Origin of the sequence: Mesorhizobium sp. M0772 (genome assembly GCF_040320135.1) — a bacterium.
In the GTDB taxonomy this organism is placed as follows: domain Bacteria; phylum Pseudomonadota; class Alphaproteobacteria; order Rhizobiales; family Rhizobiaceae; genus Mesorhizobium.
The window spans coordinates 54924-69731 of the sequence record NZ_JAMYPB010000033.1 but is presented as its reverse complement, the minus strand read 5'-3'; the positions used below and the strand labels follow the sequence as shown (position 1 = coordinate 69731).

Sequence of the window (14808 nt, the reverse complement as noted above, 5' to 3'; positions counted from 1 at the left end):
GGGTTTTGCCGCAAGCGAGCTTGCCGCTCACACGCAACAGCTGCACGAGGTGTTGGGGGTATGATGACGACAGCCCACGGCAGTACCCCCACCCCCCAGCTGCGCAGCCACCCACCCCACAACGGGGAGGGTGGAGGGCCACCGCCCTACCGCTCCCTTGGGGGGAGGTCGGACCGAACGTCCGGGTGGGGGTACGTGCCGCACAGACGCATCCCGCTTGCAACACCCTCGGTGACGCCATGACCATGATCTTCGGCATCCCCGTCCAGGCCTTACTCGGCCAGATGCTGGTCGGGCTGATCAACGGCTCCTTCTACGCCATGCTGAGCCTCGGCCTGGCCGTCATCTTCGGCCTGCTGCGGATCATCAATTTCGCCCATGGCGCACTCTATATGCTCGGCGCCTTCATCGGTTACCTGCTGCTCGTCCATCTCGGCATCGGCTACTGGCCGGCGCTGCTCCTGGTTCCGCTCATCGTTGGCGTCTTCGGCATGGCAGTCGAGCGCGTGGCGCTGTCGCGGCTCTACCGCCTGGATCCGCTCTACGGGCTGCTGTTCACCTTCGGACTGGCGCTGGTCATCGAAGGCGTGTTCCGTTTCTACTACGGCGTGTCGGGCAACCCTTATGCCGTTCCGGCGCAGCTTGCCGGCGGCACCAATCTCGGCTTCATGTTCCTGCCCAACTATCGCGGCTGGGTGGTGGTGGCCTCGCTCATTATCTGCATCGGCACCTGGCTCCTGATCGAAAAGACCAGGCTCGGCTCCTATCTGCGCGCCGCGACCGAAAATCCCGAGCTGGTGCAGGCCTTCGGCGTCAACGTGCCGCTGCTGCTGACGCTCACCTATGGGCTGGGCGCGGCCCTTGCAGGCCTGGCCGGCATTCTTGCAGCACCCGTCTACCAGGTCAGTCCGCTGATGGGCTCCGATATCATCATCGTCGTCTTTGCCGTCGTCGTGGTCGGCGGCATGGGTTCGATTCTCGGGGCCATCGTCACCGGCTATATGCTCGGCCTCGCCGAGGGCCTGACCAAGGTGTTCTATCCCGAGGCGTCGAACCTCGTGGTCTTCGTCATCATGGCGATCGTGCTGCTCCTGCGCCCCGCCGGCCTGTTCGGAAGGGACGCCTGAGATGAGCGAGGCAGCCCTTCACGACCAGCGCACCGCCGCCTCCGTGCGGCTTGAGCGGGTATTGCTGGCATTGGCCATACTGGCGCTGATAGCCGCGCCCTTCTTCGTCTATCCGATCTTCCTGATGAAGATGCTGTGCTTCGCGCTGTTTGCCTGCGCCTTCAACCTGCTGCTCGGCTACACCGGGCTGTTGTCCTTCGGCCACGCCACCTTCTACGGCGCCGCCGCCTATTTCTGCGCCTACGCCGTCAAGGCATGGGGCTGGCCGCCCGAGGCCGGCATCCTGCTCGGCACCGCCGGAGCGGCCGTGCTCGGCCTGGTCATGGGCTTCCTCGCCATCCGCCGGCAAGGCATCTATTTCTCGATGATCACACTGGCGCTGGCGCAGATGTTTTATTTCTTCTGCGTCCAGGCGCCGTTCACCGAAGGCGAGGACGGCATACAGGGCGTGCCGCGCGGGCATCTGTTCGGCATCGTCGATCTCAACGTCACGCTCAACATGTATTTCGTCGTGCTTGCCGTATTCCTCATCGGCGTCTTCGCCGTCTGGCGCATCGTCAACTCGCCCTTCGGCATGATCCTGCGTTCGATCCGCGAGAACGAGAACCGTGCCATCTCGCTGGGCTATTCGGTCGGCCGCTACAAGCTCGCCGCCTTCGTCATGTCGGCAGCCCTTGCCGGGCTTGCCGGCGCCACCAAGGCGATCGTCTTCCAGTTCGCGACGCTGACCGACGTCACCTGGCAGATGTCGGGCGAGGTGATCCTGATGACGCTGCTCGGCGGCATCGGCACCATGGTCGGTCCTGTCGTCGGCGCCGGCCTCGTCGTCGGGCTGGAAAACACGCTCGCCACCTCCGGCTTCCCGGTGACCATCGCCACCGGCCTGATCTTCATGATCTGCGTGCTGGTCTTTCGCCGCGGCATCGTCGGCGAGATTTACGCGCGCTGGCTGGCGCCGGCCAACGGCGAGGCGGGCCGCGATCAATAGGTGATGGTCACCACCACCGTGTCGGTGTAGACGCCGGCCGAGGGCGTCGTCTGCGGCGGCACGCGGCCATAGACGGTGAGCGCCTGGGCCGTACCGGTTCCGGTGCCGGCCACCGTGCTTCCCGGCGTTCCGGCGTCACCCCAGGGCTGCGAGCGCGCCAGATCCTTGTAGAGGCCGTAGGTGACCCTCTCGGCGCCCTTCGACATTTTGCGGGTGGTCGGCGTGCCCCCTGTCGTGCCGCCATTGAGGGAAACCGTGTACGCGGTAGACGGGGTGCAGGTGACCGTAACCTGGCCGGTGGCGTCGACATTGGCGTCGAGCACCCCCTTGGGGCCGAAATCGATGTTCTGGGTGGCGACCAGGCAGTTTGCCGCGACCGTGGCGTTGATGGTGAAGGTCGGACTGGTGCCCAAGTTGCCCGCGCCGGTGTCGCAGCTGCTGCTCAACAGGGTTGTCCGGGAGCGGAACTCGAGTTGCCCGCCCGAAAATGTCGACACATAGGTGCCCGGCGGGACGGTCGCCTGGCCGCCGGGAACCCGCCCATAGAGCGTCAGGGTGTCGGTTGAGTTGCCGAAGAGATTGGGGCTCAGCAGCAGCGGTGGCGGGCGCGAGGCATAGGCCCAGTTATGGGTGCCCCAGACAACGGTCATTGCGGGGTCCGAATAGAGTTGATAGTTGAGGCTGTTGACGCCGCTCGCCATCTGCCGGGCCGCCGCCGAGGTTGCACCGCCGGTGCCGGCGGCAATATGCGGACACACCAGGACCGGCAGCAGCAATGGCAAACTGCCGCTGCAAGTCGCGGTGAAGGTGGCTGTCGATGTCGCCGCGGTGCCCGACAGCGTGTCGATGAGGCCGAAATTCAAACTGGTGACGGTGTAACTGCAGCTTTGCGCGCGGGCGAGCGACGGCAGCAGCATAAGGACAATGATGAACGTTGCGCGCAGCACCTGGCGTCGGATGTTCATTGGCACACCACGTCCCCGATCACCACCTGCCGGCCACGCACCGCCTCGAAGGGAAACTCTGCCCGGCATGAACCGCCGTCCGCGCGCTCGACCTGCACGGAATTCTGCTTGCCGAGGCCCTTGATATAGGCCTGCCCGTCATAGCCGACGACAAAGTCTTCAGTGCCGCCATCGACGCGTCCCGACAGTCCGGCTTCGAGCGGCGTTCCGCTCGAGTCGACCAGCGTCACCAGCGCGGCCTGCGCCGCCTCGGACACGCCGAACTTCAGCACGACGCCGTTGCGGTCGGCTGGGACGACGGTCTCCTTGGTAGCCGGGACATCCGCGTCGACTGGTAGATTCTTCGGGTCGATGGAGACCGTGTTCAGCTCATAGGAGTTGAGCCCGGTGACCAGGATGCGGCCTTTGCTGTCGGTCCTGCCTACCGGCCGGTTCTGATGCAAGACCTCGACATCAGGCGTGCCGACATCGACAACGGCAAAGGCGTCGTCGATGCGATTGGTGGCGAACACGCCGCCGCCTGCGACCGCAATGGCGCCGTCCATCTGGCCGGTCACGCGAAAGTCCTTGTCGAATTGCTGGGCGCCGGCCTCGAAACGCGCAAACGGCGCGCGGTAGCTGACCGCTGCCGAACGATTGGGGACCTCGCCCTCCGAGGTGCGCAGCCGCCAGCCGATGCTGCCGTCCTCGGCCCGCTCCGATTTGGCGAGGTCGGCCACGACATTGAGGCCGTCAGGCCCATGCTCGACACCCGTCGACGCCATGACGTCGTCATTGAACGGGATCGAAATCCCCGCAAAGATGCCATAACTGTCGCCGTCGTCGAGATCGGCGAAGGCCGTGGCATAGAGCGTGCTGCGCTTGAAGATCGCCTGACTATAGGAGAGGCCGACGATCTGGCTGGTCTCGCCTTCGGCATCCTTGAGGTGGGTATAGGAGAAGTTGAGGCTGGAGAAATCGATCGGCATCGGCACGCTGAGCGTCACCTGGTCGACCGCCCGCGGCACACCGGCGCTGAAACGGGTGAAATCATCGGGATCGAGTATGACCGGCTGTGCCGTCACCGAAGCGATGTCATCATAGCCGCCGAACGCCCGCTGCATGCGGGCATTGACCGCCCAGCCATCATAACCGAACTCGACCCTGGCATCGACCAGCGAGCCGGTGCGCCCGTCATGATGGCTGCCGGCGACTGCCAGCGAAGCCGCGCCATATGCCCCGAGCGGGAAGGCAGCGCCTATGCCGCCATTGATCAGATCGGCGCCGCCCTCGGCATGGGCTTCCAATGTCAGCCGGTCGGTCACGCCGTAACGCGCCGTGGCGACCCCCATGACGCGGCCGTCGTAATCGTCGGAGGAGATGCCGAAATTGCGCCGCGCCATCCCTGCCTCCACGGAAAAGTCGAGCAGTCCCTGGCGCAGCAGCATGCTGGAGGCATAGAACGGCAAGGTGGCCGTTGTCTCGCGGCCGAGGCTGTCGCGCAACACCACCTGCGCCTGTCCGGCGCCGGTGAACACCGGCAGATTGGTGACCTGGAACGGTCCGGGCTGGATGTCGCCGGAATAGGTGCGCACGTTCTGCGTATAGACCTCGAGCGTCGACGGCACCGCCGCCGTGCCGCCGAAGGAGGGCAGGGGTAGCGTCACCAGGTCCGATCGCAGGTGGAAGTTGCGTTGCGCCTGGATGCCGCCGAGATAGACCGGACGCGTCCACGACAATCCACCGGAGATGAAGTCGCCGGCGCGGTAGGTCATCAGCCGGTCGGGGTCGGAATAGCTCCATGTCGTGTTGAGCCGCGTGAAGCCGCCCAGCCTGCCCTCGGAATAGCCGGCGATGAAGGATTGGCTGAGCGTTCCATAGGGGCTGAACACGCGCGCATCGAAGCCGCCGGAAACGCCTTGGAACAGCTCGACGTCCTTGTCGAACAATGTGTTGGAGCTGGCAAACAGCGAATAGTTGAGAACCGCGCCCAAGCCCGATTGCGGCGCCGGCCGGTCCTGCAAGCGCAAGCCGAGATCCACCATGCGCGCCTCGCGGCTGTCATTGGCGGCGGTGACGTAGAGGCGCTGGGCTACCTCATCGATCCGAAACGAAACGTCGGCCAACTGGTCGAGCCTGACCAGGCCGCCGGCGTCGGCTATGGCCTCCGGCGGTTTCAGGCCGACCTCCTTCAGCTCTTGGGGCGCCGCCGCCAGCCCACCATCCGGCATCTCGATAAAATTGCCGACCAGCTTGGTCGAAACGTCGTTGATGAACACCTCGAGATAGAGGCTGCGGCCCGCTGGCAAAACGGAAGCCGGCTGTTCGAGGTTCGTCACGGCCGGAAATTCCTGCGAACGCACCGCCAAGCAAGGTGTGAAAGTCGCAACCGCGACGATGACAGCGACGCTACTTGCCCTTGACGGCAACGTTGGCATCGAAGGGTCCAAGATCGCTCTGTGCCTTCAAAAGCACGGAGCCCGCGGACAGTGATTTGCCGCTGCCGATCGGCCACTGCATGGTCGCGCCGCCCAGCACATAACCGACGAGCCCGTTTCGGTTGCCGAGCTTTTTGCCGTTCTGGGTCAGGGATAGGTTGGACAAGCGGAGACGACTTTCACCGGTATTGCTGGCTGTTAGCACAAGACTGCCGCCCTTGCGCGAAACACTCCAGGCGACTGCCGGCGCAGCGGCATCGGCGTCGCGGAAAAACACCGGGACCGAATAGCGCAGCGCGAGCGCGATCGTACCGGCCTTCTTGCGCGACGGGTCGGGTAACTCGTCGACGATGACGCGGTAGCTTTCCTCGGCCCGCACCGGCGCCTTGCTGACGCGCACGACGCGAACCACGTATTGGGCATTGGGTCCGAGTTTGGTCGATGGCGGGCTGGCGACGACGTCGGTAGTCGGCGTCAGCGTCTCGATCCCGCCAGCCTGGCTCCAGGCGAAGACGCGTATCTGCACATTGATCGGCCGCTTGGGGTCATCGTTGCTGAGGTTGAGAACCGCCGAGGCGTCGGGCGAGATCAGCTCGAGACCTGTCGGCGCCACCCTGAGCGAAGCGGCTTGTGAGAGACCGGCGCACAGCAACAGAACAGCCGTGGCTCCGATGCATGAAAGCATGGATCGCATGATCGTCCTCGTGTTGGTATCGATTGTCAGTACGTTATGGTGATCGCAACGGTGTCGGTGTAGAGGCCCGCCGCCGGTGTCGTCTGCGGTGGAACACGCCCGTAGACCGTCAGCGGCTGAATGGCGCCGTTGCCGGTTCCGCCGACCGTGTCGGTGGGGATCGTGGTGCCCCAAAGCTGCGTCCGGGTGCTTTCCCTGTAGATGGTGTAGTCGATCGTCGCCGACGCCGGCCCGGTCATCTTGCGAACAGCAACCGTTGCGCCCGCGCCCGCTCCGGCGCTCAGACCAACATTGTAGGACTTGCCGGTCGTGCATTGCACGTTGATGGTGCTGGTCTGGTCGACATTCGCATCAATGACACCGTGCGAGCCGAAATCGAGATCGCTCGCCGTCTGCACCTTGCATTCGTCGGTAATCGTGATGCGGACATTCATGCTGCCCGTCGCGGTCGCGGCGATCGCGGGCAGGATGGGAAGCAGCGACGCTCCCGCCAGCAGCGCATATTTCAGCAATCTCATGCGTGTTTCCTCCGTCGGGCAGACCGTTCCTCGCAACACAGTCTTGACCGGATTTCACTCCTACAGCTCCTCCGTTGCATGCTTCGCAAGACATCAACGATACAGTAATGTCAGAAGCGAACTGTGCAATGATTATTACAACTTAGATTCGGATTACGACAGCGAATAACTTCGGTATGTATCGGATAATTTTGGTTAATATTTGGTTAACAGAGATGAAATGGACATTTTTCCGAAGTGAAAGTTCGTCTGTCGAAAATTTATTTTGCTTCTCGTGCCGAAAAGGCGAAAATATCTGGCAAATCATCTTGATTTTGTAGAGTCTCACCTGTCGTCCTTTATTATCGATATTTCGCGGCGTGCACCGGCGCCAAGCAGCCATCGCCATAGCCGCGCCGGTAGCTGTTCGCGCCTGTCCAAGCCTTGCGGTCGTGCTGACAGGGCCGCATTCGCCAAAACCGTGTTCCGCCCGGCCCAAGCATGGCCGTCCCGGCTGAGATAAATCCACCGCCGTCGGATCGCGGCGAAACACATGCGAATCGTTCTTGCCACGCTGGCCCGGATTTCTTCGGCGGCGCATCGGCCGGACGGGAGATGCGCCTGTTGTCCCTTGGAGCCATGATCCACGGCCGGCAGCCGCGCGGACCGGCTGCCAGACGTCAGAAAAGGAAGAACGATGAAGAAGACCTATGAAAAGCCACAGCTCGAAAAGCGCCAGAAGCTGTCGCGTGTGACGGCTGTCGCCAGCCCATCAGTGTCCAGTGAGAGCTGACGCCGTCGACCGGCATCGAACCACCAGCGGACAAGGAGAGCAGTCATGGATCAGCATGCGAACCCGTCACCCGGCTTCAGGCGCAATCCGGGCAAGGTGATCACCGTCGAGCCCTTCAACGGGCGTGTCGTCGTGTTTGCAAGCGGCAACATCATCGCTTCCTCGGCAAAAGCCAAAATGGTGACCGAGCCGCCCCATCCCTTCTCCTTCTACATCCCATTCGAGGACATCGACTTCCGCAAGCTCAGGAAGACGGAGCGGTCGACGCTGTGCCCCTACAAGGGCGACTCCAGCTACTGGAACGTGCTGCCGGCGGGTGAAACCGGCAACGACGCGATGTGGGCCTATGAGCAGCCCTTCGACGAGATGACTGAAATTCGCGACCACGGCGCCTTCTACCCACACCGGGTCACCATCGACGCCGCGCCCGCGCTGAGCGCGTCATGCCTGTCGCCCAAAAGTGCCCAGCGTTTTTGGAGCCGACGACAGGCATGAACAGAGGAATTTTTCAGATCAGCCAAAGCTGTCCTCACCCGGGGGCGCAGCGGTTTTGCGGCAACGGCATGCCGAAACGAAGACAAAAGGTCATGGACGAAAAGCAGAGAGCAATTCTCGACGAAATCCCGCGCCTGCGCCGCTATGCGCGCTCGCTGCTGCGCGACCGCGATTCCGCCGACGATCTCGTCCAGGACTGCCTGGAGCGGGCGCTGCTGCGGCTGGACAACTGGCAGACGGGAGAGAGCCCGCGAAAATGGCTGTTCACGATCATGCATCATCTGTTCATCGACCAGATGCGCAAGGTGAACCGGCGAGGCGAGGCCTCGATGCTGCCGCTGGAGGCCGGCGAGGTGCAGGCCTCTCCCGCCGACCAGCTGGAGAATGTCGCGGCCCGCGAGATCATCGACGCGCTGCAGGCGATCAGCCCCGACCGCCGTGCCGCGCTGACCATGGTCGCCATCGAGGGCTTCTCCTATGCCGAGGCCGCCGAGATGCTCGGCGTGCCGGCCGGCACGCTGATGTCGCGCATCGCGCGCGGCCGTGAGGAACTGCGCGGCCTGCTTGAGGACAATGCGCGCCGCCGCGCGATAAGGATCGTCGAGCCAGGCCCGGGCAGGGCGGTTCCAATCAGGGCGCCAATGGCATGACGAGCCCCAATCGCATGATGACGCCTTACGGCATGGTCCGGCACGATTGCAGGCCTTGTCCGCACTGTGGGCGCGGCGCACCCGGTAACGCTTTCTTCTCTGCTTGCGTGCATAGTGGCGGCGACGGAGTGAGCGAAACCAGGGCATGGCTGAAGAGAAAATACGCAACGGCGAATTCTGGGCGCTTGCGCTCGAACGCGCTCATCTCGGCGTATGGGACTGGGATATTTTGAGCGGCGACTGTTTCTATTCGCCAACCTGGTCGCACATGCTGGGTTATGAGGATGGCGAGCTTGCCAACAGCGACGACCTCTGGCTGAAGCTGACGCATCCCGACGACCGCCAGCGGGCGCTGGCCAGCGGAGAGCGGCACATTTCCGGCCTGACCGCCTCGATCGAGACCGAGCTACGCCTCAAGCACAAGGACGGCCACTGGATCTGGGTGCTGGACCGCGGCGGCATTGTCGAGCGTGACGAGACGGGCAGGCCGGTCAGGCTGATGGGCGTGCAGACCGACATCAGCCGGCAGAAAGAGGCGGAAGCCGAACTGGAGCGGGTCAATGTGCGCTTTCGCCTGGCGCTGGCGGCCAGCGGCACCGGCATCTGGCATCACGATATCGACGCCAACAAGAGCTATTGGGACGCCCGCACCAGGGAGATATTCGGCCTGGTCGCCGACAGCGACGAGGTGGCCGCCGACCTCTGGCATTCCTATCTGCACCCCGACGACAAGGATGCCGCAGAGCGCGCCCATCTGGCGCCGCTTTCGACCGACGGCGTCGTCGCCGCGCAATACCGCATCGTCAGGCGCGACGGCGAAATCCGCCATGTCGAATCGCTGGTGCGCTTCATCGCGGCGCCCGAGACGGCGGGCCAGATTCTCGGCACCGTGCGCGACATCACCGAGGACAAGAAACGCGAGCGGGAACTCGCCTACGCCGCTCACCACGATGCGCTGACGGGCCTCTTGAACCGTGCCGCCTTCGACCGGCTGCTGGCCGTGCACATCGCCACCGAGCGGGCTTTGCCGCTGGCGGTGTTCTATGTCGATCTCGACTACTTCAAGGCGCTCAACGACTTCGCCGGCCACGCCGCCGGCGACCTGGCGCTGAAGGGTGTGGCCGCCGGTATTCTGGGCTGCCTGCCGGCATCGGCGCGTGCCGCGCGCCTCGGTGGCGACGAGTTCGCGCTGCTGGTGCCCAATTGCCAACCGGCCAAGGCCGAGGCGCTGGCCGGCGCCATCCTTGCGGCGGTCCGTGACGCCGACCTCGGACTGCCGGTGACCTCGCGAAAACTCGCGGCCAGCATCGGCATCGCCTTCGTCGAGGACACCACCACCACGGTTGCCGATGCGTTGGCCTGCGCCGACGACGCCTGCTATGCGGCCAAGGCGGCCGGGCGCAATCGCTTCGCGGTGTTTTCGGCCGATGCGGCGTCGGGCTCCGGCGGCCTCAACGCTGCGCGTGTCGCCGCCGACACTGTCGACGCCATGGATGACGGGCGGCTGAAACTGTTCGGCCAGGAAATCCATCTGCTCGGCCAGCCCTGGCAGGAGAGCCGCCATGTCGAGGTGCTGGCGCGGCTTGCCGGGCGCAATGGCAAGCTGATCCCGCCCAACGAATTCATTCCGGTCGCCGAGCGCTTCGGCATTGCCTCGCGGCTGGACCGCTGGATCATCAGGACAGCGCTTTCGCAGCATGGCAAGGCGATGCGGTCAGGCGCCATCATGCTCGGCTTCAATCTGTCGGCGCAGACGCTGAGCGATCCGCTGCTGTGGGATTTCGTCGACGCCGTCATCGCCGAGACCGGGGCGCCGCATTCCGGCATCGGCTTCGAGATCACCGAGACCGCGGCCGTCACCAATTTCGACGCCGCCGAGCAGTTCGTGCGCAAGGCGCGCGAGCGGCAATGCCGTGTCAGCCTCGACGATTTCGGCGCCGGCATGAGCTCGTTCGAATATTTGCGGCGCTTTCCGGTTGATCAGATCAAGATCGACGGCTCGTTCATCGAGAACATCGCGGAAAGCCGTTTCGACCGCGAGATCGTCTCGGCCATAGCGGGCATCGCCAAAAGTCTCGGCTGCGCGGTGGTGGCCGAAAAGATCGAACAGCAGGAAGCGCTCGACATTTTGCGCGGCATGGGCGTGGCCTATGGCCAGGGTTTTCTGCTTCACCGGCCGGAGCCGCTCGAGGCGATCGTCGCGCGGGCCGGCGAACAGTCACCGGCCAGCGGACAGTCGCCGGAAAAGCGCTTCGGCTGACGACTTCTCATCGCCTCGGGCTCGCGCGACTTGTCCGGCTAACCGGCGTCGGCCTTTTCCTGCTTTCGCTGCGCCGCCTCCTTCTTGCGGCGCAACACCTCATCTGTACCGACAAGGTCCTTCGAGGCGCCGGAAATGGCGGTCGAGACGACGGCGGGCGGATCGCTGGCCGGAAAACTGTCTTCGAGCCCTGATTGCAACTGCTCCTCGAGCGTCTGCGGGTTCTCGGAGCGGCCTTCGGCGCGGCGCTCGCCAACGGCTTCGACATCGCTCTTGGTGTCGGGGTGAGCGCGGGCTTCCGATATCGTCGACACCACCAGCTCGATGGCGAACTCTTTCATCGCCTCGGCTTGCGGCCCATCGACATCGGAGTCTTCGATCAAACGGATGAGCGACTTTTCCAGGGCGCCCAGCTCCTTGACGCCCTGACACCGCGCCAGACGCTTGGTGAGCGAACCGAGCAGCGCCGGGGCAAAGGTCGAATAGGCAAGCCTGCGTGTGTCGTCGACCTGCTCGGGATGAAGCTTTTGCAAGGACATAGATGCCTCCAGTCAATCAGCCGTGCAGCTTCATGCCGCTGGCCCCTCCTTAGGAAACAGAGGGGAGGGCAAGAGGTTCCATACAGTCCTCGACAGGGTCGACGAGTTCAACTCCACAGCGACGCCATGGTCAGCGACGCTTCGAATATCTGCTCCCTGTTCTCGTTCAGCATCTTGACGGTGATCCGCCGGTGGTCGCCCTCCGGTATCTCGTCGCGCGCCACATCGTGCAATATGCGCAGCGCTTCGGCTCCCGCGCGCTCCCGGCTGGGAAAAAGCTGCCCCTCTTCGTCAATCTGGGTCTCGGCGTTGTACAAGTCGAAGTAGAACCGTTCCATATGTGCAAGTCCCTGCTGGAGAACGCTAAAGCGCGTCGCGGTTGAAAGGGCGCAGGCGACGCGCTTCAGGTCTGTGTTTTTATGCATGTCGTTGTCTCAAAATCGGGGCCATTTTTGAGCGACATGGATTAAATCCCAACCCGCACCCATGGTTCCATGCGACTGTGTCCTGAGCAGATTTCCTGCCAGGAGCCGTCGCCGTGCCGGCCGATTGCAACCGCACCCGATCTCCGGCGTTTGGCTAGGCCACGAATGTCCACGAAATCTCGAACTGGATCCTCGATGCTAGAACCGCTTTATCTCAACCTTGGCCAGCATGACGCTTTGTCCGAGCAGGAAAAGGGGCTGCTGGCAGCCGCCATGACCATCGAGATGGATTTTGCCACCGGTCAGGACATCGTTTCCGAGGGATCGAGGCCAGGCTACAGCACGCTCATCATCGAGGGTCTGGCGGCGCGCTACAAGGTGCTGGAGGATGGCGGCCGCCAGTTCACCTCGTTGCAGGTGCCCGGCGATTTTGTCGATTTGCACGCCTTCCTGCTCAAGACAATGGACCATGGCATTATAGCTTTGTCGCCATGCCGGGTGATCGCCGCCGACCACAGTCGGCTAAGGACGATCACCGAACAGGCGCCTCATCTCAGCCGCTTGCTGTGGCTGGACACGCTCGTCGATGGCGCCATTCACCGGGAATGGATCGTGGCCATGGGCCGGCGGTCCAAGACCTCGCACCTGGCGCATCTTGTGTGCGAGCTGTTCGTCCGGCTCCAGGTCGTCAAGCAGACCAACGGCATGAGTTTCCGGCTTCCCCTGTCGCAGGCGGAACTGGCCGATGTGCTTGGGCTTTCGGTGGTCCACATGAACCGGGTCATCGGCGCGCTGCGCAAGATCGGTGTGATCGGCTGGGCGAATTACATGGTGACCATTCTGGACTGGCAGCAGCTGGTGGAAATCGCCGAGTTCGACCCGACTTATCTCAGCATGAACCGCGAGCCGAGATAGGCTATCCGGCGTTCGCCATGACATCGCAGGCAATCCGTCAGCCGGTCTTTCAACGATGCCCATCCAGCGACGCCAATTCGTCGAGCATGGCAAGGGCGGCACTTGGCTTGGCCGGCTTCAGCAAGCCCTGTTGGGCGGCGGCATTCTGGAAAGCGGCAAAGGCGATGTCCGGGCGGCAAATGCCGTTCAACGCGTCGTCCACCAGCCTGTCGGCCGCCTTGTAGGCCGCCGTCTGCTTGTTCTTCCATGTTCCGCCTAGCGCCCTCCTGGCGTCGGCGATCGACGACACCGTCATCGCGCTTCCGTCCACGAATCTGATCGTCAGGGGCAGAAAACGGCTCATGCGCTCACCATCCAAACCATTCGCGTCTCGCCCGGATCGATCTCATCACCTGCCTCCTTGAAAACGGGATCGCCATAAACGAGGAAATCACAAACTGGTTGCAGCTCGGCGAGCTACATGTTGCTTGCCGGCCAGATCGGCCGATGCGGACGATAAGGCGGCCGCGGCGCCGGCTTCAACGGGATGTCGGCGAGCGAGTTGCGGATCGGCCTGAACAGTATCGGCGAAGACGCGGCGCGGCGGTGCAATACCGCGGCTGACAATTTGGCAATCAGATTTCGAACGTCCATGGGACACCTCGAGCGCGTTGAGAGTCCCCCCCATCGCGATCACCTACCACCTCACGCCCAGCATCCGCATTTAACTTTGATATAGGCCGGACGAATACGCGCCGCGCGCAATGTCTGCCGCCGAGATTCTGCCGATCCTCGGCGGCGGCTATTGAGGGCGGCGCCAGGCTGGCGGTCACGCATCCCAGCAGCGACGTCGCAGACGCTGCTGCAACCGGATGAATTTTCGTGCATTCTTGTGCATGGCCACAATGCTTCGAACCGACACGCCGGCAAAATGCTGCTCCTATTGCGGTTCGCGAGAGCATGACTACGAGGATTGTCCGAAGCGCAAAGCAGAGGCGGAGCGGCAGTGGGAAGGCCAGGCAAAGCCCGGCGCCGAATCCGAGGCGACGGCCGAAGCCTAGCCGGGCTCGAACAGCTCGATCACGTTGCCGGACGGGTCTTCACAAAGAATCTGTCGCCCGCCCGGACCTTCGACCATCTGGTTGCGGAACCGCACGCCGGCCTCGCCCATCTCAGTCACGATTGACGGCAATTGCTCGACTTCGAGCACAAAGCGGTTCCATCCGCCCGGCTCGGGTGTCCGGCCGTCCGGCATCGGCCTGGCTGCCGACGCCAGGGGGCCGGCGAGCCAGAGCGAAAGGCCGCCGCGCGTCAGGATGGCCATCGCCGGACCGAATTGCTGCTTCAGCGCGAAGCCCAGATGGCTCGTATAAAACGCGATGGACAGATCGACATCGCGGACCAGATATCGGACGGACACCATTCGCAGGCTCCCTCACAAACGCCCTCCCGAGAGATAGCTGGCGGGACAAGCTGGGGCAAGCCCGCGGCGCACGGTTCGGGCGTCTATGGTGCGATTGCGTGGTCGGCCTGTCTCTCTCTCACGAAGGCCGTCAGCAACTCCATTCCCGCCGGCCAGTCGCCCAGCCCGCTATTGCTGTTGATGTGACCAAGCGGCCCGGCGATGTGCAGTTCGCTGCCCCATTGTGCGGCTTTCTCACGGGCATAACCGTTCGGATCATAGGGATCGTCGGTGCTGGCAACGATCAGCGAGGGGAAGCGAAGCGGCCCGCGCGGCGTGTCGGCGAAGGGAATTCCGTAAGAGGGGTAGACCGGCGAGGCCGGGTCGGGAACCGCAACCAGAAACGCCCCGCCGATCCGACGGCTCGACACCGCCTGCCAATGCGCGACCAGCAGGCAGCTGAGACTGTGGGCGACGAGCACCGGCGGGGTCTGTGCCTGTGACACCGCGACGTCCAGCGCCGCCACCCAGTCGTCCAAATCCGGCAGCTCCCAGCTTGCCGGGCTGAAGCGGCGCATCGCCGGGTCGGCCTGTTGCCAGCGTGTCTGCCAGTGGGCCTCGCCCGATCCGCCGCTGCCCGGCAGAATGATGAAGTCGGTCAT

General features: G+C 63.7%; 17 protein-coding genes. 7 read left to right on the top strand and 10 right to left on the bottom strand.

The features are described from left to right. Positions 1 to 239 precede the first annotated feature (239 nt). Both NKI06_RS20865 and NKI06_RS20860 read left to right on the top strand, forming a co-directional pair. Positions 240 to 1127 carry a branched-chain amino acid ABC transporter permease gene (locus NKI06_RS20865; protein ID WP_023693757.1) on the top strand — a complete coding sequence of 296 codons (888 nt, stop codon included), beginning with the start codon at positions 240 to 242 and terminating at the stop codon, positions 1125 to 1127. 1 nt (position 1128) lies between these two features. Then, positions 1129 to 2115: a branched-chain amino acid ABC transporter permease gene (locus NKI06_RS20860; protein WP_023743307.1), complete on the top strand. Its 987-nt coding sequence runs from the start codon at positions 1129 to 1131 to the stop codon at positions 2113 to 2115. Here the strand turns inward: NKI06_RS20860 and NKI06_RS20855 are convergent. From NKI06_RS20855 to NKI06_RS20840, 4 genes are read right to left on the bottom strand one after another with little or no spacing between them, the layout of a single operon-like run. Further along, positions 2109 to 3062 (bottom strand): Csu type fimbrial protein, encoded by a 954-nt coding sequence (locus NKI06_RS20855; protein ID WP_031246640.1) that lies wholly within the window; start codon positions 3060 to 3062, stop codon positions 2109 to 2111. The two genes, NKI06_RS20860 and NKI06_RS20855, sit on opposite strands and share 7 nt — an antisense overlap. Positions 3063 to 3076: 14 nt before the next feature. Further along, positions 3077 to 5497, bottom strand: coding sequence for a fimbria/pilus outer membrane usher protein (locus NKI06_RS20850; RefSeq protein ID WP_352986924.1), 2421 nt, complete (start codon positions 5495 to 5497; stop codon positions 3077 to 3079). Further along, on the bottom strand, positions 5469 to 6191 hold the full coding sequence (locus NKI06_RS20845) for a fimbrial biogenesis chaperone (RefSeq protein ID WP_023707124.1): 723 nt from the start codon (positions 6189 to 6191) through the stop codon (positions 5469 to 5471). The genes NKI06_RS20850 and NKI06_RS20845 overlap by 29 nt, the downstream gene beginning before the upstream one ends. Before the next feature lie 26 nt (positions 6192 to 6217). Next, entirely contained in the window at positions 6218 to 6709 is a 492-nt protein-coding gene (locus NKI06_RS20840; RefSeq protein WP_023685937.1) for a Csu type fimbrial protein, read from the bottom strand. Between the two features lie 817 nt (positions 6710 to 7526). Between NKI06_RS20840 and NKI06_RS20835 the strand changes: the two genes are divergently transcribed. The 3 genes from NKI06_RS20835 to NKI06_RS20825 all read left to right on the top strand — a co-directional run bounded on the left by NKI06_RS20835 (position 7527) and on the right by NKI06_RS20825 (position 10886). Further along, positions 7527 to 7976 carry a DUF427 domain-containing protein gene (locus NKI06_RS20835; RefSeq protein WP_023707125.1) on the top strand — a complete coding sequence of 150 codons (450 nt, stop codon included), beginning with the start codon at positions 7527 to 7529 and terminating at the stop codon, positions 7974 to 7976. A 92-nt stretch (positions 7977 to 8068) separates the two neighbouring features. Further along, positions 8069 to 8626 carry an RNA polymerase sigma factor gene (locus NKI06_RS20830; RefSeq protein ID WP_023693751.1) on the top strand — a complete coding sequence of 186 codons (558 nt, stop codon included), beginning with the start codon at positions 8069 to 8071 and terminating at the stop codon, positions 8624 to 8626. Between the two features lie 145 nt (positions 8627 to 8771). After that, entirely contained in the window at positions 8772 to 10886 is a 2115-nt protein-coding gene (locus NKI06_RS20825; protein WP_352986923.1) for an EAL domain-containing protein, read from the top strand. A gap of 38 nt (positions 10887 to 10924) precedes the next feature. Here NKI06_RS20825 and NKI06_RS20820 read toward each other — a convergent pair whose 3' ends face one another. Both NKI06_RS20820 and NKI06_RS20815 read right to left on the bottom strand, forming a co-directional pair. Then, positions 10925 to 11425 (bottom strand): hypothetical protein, encoded by a 501-nt coding sequence (locus tag NKI06_RS20820; RefSeq protein ID WP_023689858.1) that lies wholly within the window; start codon positions 11423 to 11425, stop codon positions 10925 to 10927. A gap of 107 nt (positions 11426 to 11532) precedes the next feature. Next, a complete protein-coding gene (locus tag NKI06_RS20815; RefSeq protein WP_023753170.1) occupies positions 11533 to 11850 on the bottom strand; it encodes a DUF6894 family protein in 318 nt (105 codons plus the stop codon). Between the two features lie 195 nt (positions 11851 to 12045). On the opposite strand from NKI06_RS20815, the gene NKI06_RS20810 reads away from it, so the two are divergent. Next, positions 12046 to 12765 carry a Crp/Fnr family transcriptional regulator gene (locus tag NKI06_RS20810; protein WP_023671436.1) on the top strand — a complete coding sequence of 240 codons (720 nt, stop codon included), beginning with the start codon at positions 12046 to 12048 and terminating at the stop codon, positions 12763 to 12765. A gap of 49 nt (positions 12766 to 12814) precedes the next feature. Here NKI06_RS20810 and NKI06_RS20805 read toward each other — a convergent pair whose 3' ends face one another. Together NKI06_RS20805 and NKI06_RS20800 are read right to left on the bottom strand one after the other, a co-directional pair. Then, positions 12815 to 13108: a DUF982 domain-containing protein gene (locus NKI06_RS20805; RefSeq protein ID WP_023685943.1), complete on the bottom strand. Its 294-nt coding sequence runs from the start codon at positions 13106 to 13108 to the stop codon at positions 12815 to 12817. 113 nt (positions 13109 to 13221) lie between these two features. Next, entirely contained in the window at positions 13222 to 13398 is a 177-nt protein-coding gene (locus NKI06_RS20800; protein ID WP_023671438.1) for a hypothetical protein, read from the bottom strand. Between the two features lie 242 nt (positions 13399 to 13640). Here NKI06_RS20800 and NKI06_RS20795 point away from each other — a divergent pair, with 242 nt between their 5' ends. Next, positions 13641 to 13805, top strand: a complete 165-nt coding sequence (locus NKI06_RS20795; RefSeq protein ID WP_023671439.1) for a hypothetical protein — start codon at positions 13641 to 13643, stop codon at positions 13803 to 13805. Here NKI06_RS20795 and NKI06_RS20790 read toward each other — a convergent pair. Both NKI06_RS20790 and NKI06_RS20785 read right to left on the bottom strand, forming a co-directional pair. Continuing rightward, positions 13802 to 14167: a VOC family protein gene (locus NKI06_RS20790; protein ID WP_023747793.1), complete on the bottom strand. Its 366-nt coding sequence runs from the start codon at positions 14165 to 14167 to the stop codon at positions 13802 to 13804. The two genes, NKI06_RS20795 and NKI06_RS20790, sit on opposite strands and share 4 nt — an antisense overlap. 83 nt (positions 14168 to 14250) lie before the next feature. Continuing rightward, positions 14251 to 14808, bottom strand: coding sequence for an RBBP9/YdeN family alpha/beta hydrolase (locus NKI06_RS20785; protein WP_023747792.1), 558 nt, complete (start codon positions 14806 to 14808; stop codon positions 14251 to 14253).

Coding starts and splice junctions, on each gene's coding strand:
- NKI06_RS20795 (WP_023671439.1), top strand. CDS start 13,641: ATGGCCACAATGCTTCGAACCGACACGCCGGCAAAATGCTGCTCCTAT.
- NKI06_RS20835 (WP_023707125.1), top strand. CDS start 7,527: ATGGATCAGCATGCGAACCCGTCACCCGGCTTCAGGCGCAATCCGGGC.
- NKI06_RS20805 (WP_023685943.1), bottom strand. CDS start 13,108: ATGAGCCGTTTTCTGCCCCTGACGATCAGATTCGTGGACGGAAGCGCG.
- NKI06_RS20840 (WP_023685937.1), bottom strand. CDS start 6,709: ATGAGATTGCTGAAATATGCGCTGCTGGCGGGAGCGTCGCTGCTTCCC.
- NKI06_RS20800 (WP_023671438.1), bottom strand. CDS start 13,398: ATGGACGTTCGAAATCTGATTGCCAAATTGTCAGCCGCGGTATTGCAC.
- NKI06_RS20830 (WP_023693751.1), top strand. CDS start 8,069: ATGGACGAAAAGCAGAGAGCAATTCTCGACGAAATCCCGCGCCTGCGC.
- NKI06_RS20810 (WP_023671436.1), top strand. CDS start 12,046: ATGCTAGAACCGCTTTATCTCAACCTTGGCCAGCATGACGCTTTGTCC.
- NKI06_RS20845 (WP_023707124.1), bottom strand. CDS start 6,191: ATGCGATCCATGCTTTCATGCATCGGAGCCACGGCTGTTCTGTTGCTG.
- NKI06_RS20865 (WP_023693757.1), top strand. CDS start 240: ATGACCATGATCTTCGGCATCCCCGTCCAGGCCTTACTCGGCCAGATG.
- NKI06_RS20860 (WP_023743307.1), top strand. CDS start 1,129: ATGAGCGAGGCAGCCCTTCACGACCAGCGCACCGCCGCCTCCGTGCGG.
- NKI06_RS20790 (WP_023747793.1), bottom strand. CDS start 14,167: ATGGTGTCCGTCCGATATCTGGTCCGCGATGTCGATCTGTCCATCGCG.
- NKI06_RS20785 (WP_023747792.1), bottom strand. CDS start 14,808: ATGACCGACTTCATCATTCTGCCGGGCAGCGGCGGATCGGGCGAGGCC.
- NKI06_RS20825 (WP_352986923.1), top strand. CDS start 8,772: ATGGCTGAAGAGAAAATACGCAACGGCGAATTCTGGGCGCTTGCGCTC.
- NKI06_RS20820 (WP_023689858.1), bottom strand. CDS start 11,425: ATGTCCTTGCAAAAGCTTCATCCCGAGCAGGTCGACGACACACGCAGG.
- NKI06_RS20815 (WP_023753170.1), bottom strand. CDS start 11,850: ATGCATAAAAACACAGACCTGAAGCGCGTCGCCTGCGCCCTTTCAACC.
- NKI06_RS20850 (WP_352986924.1), bottom strand. CDS start 5,497: ATGCCAACGTTGCCGTCAAGGGCAAGTAGCGTCGCTGTCATCGTCGCG.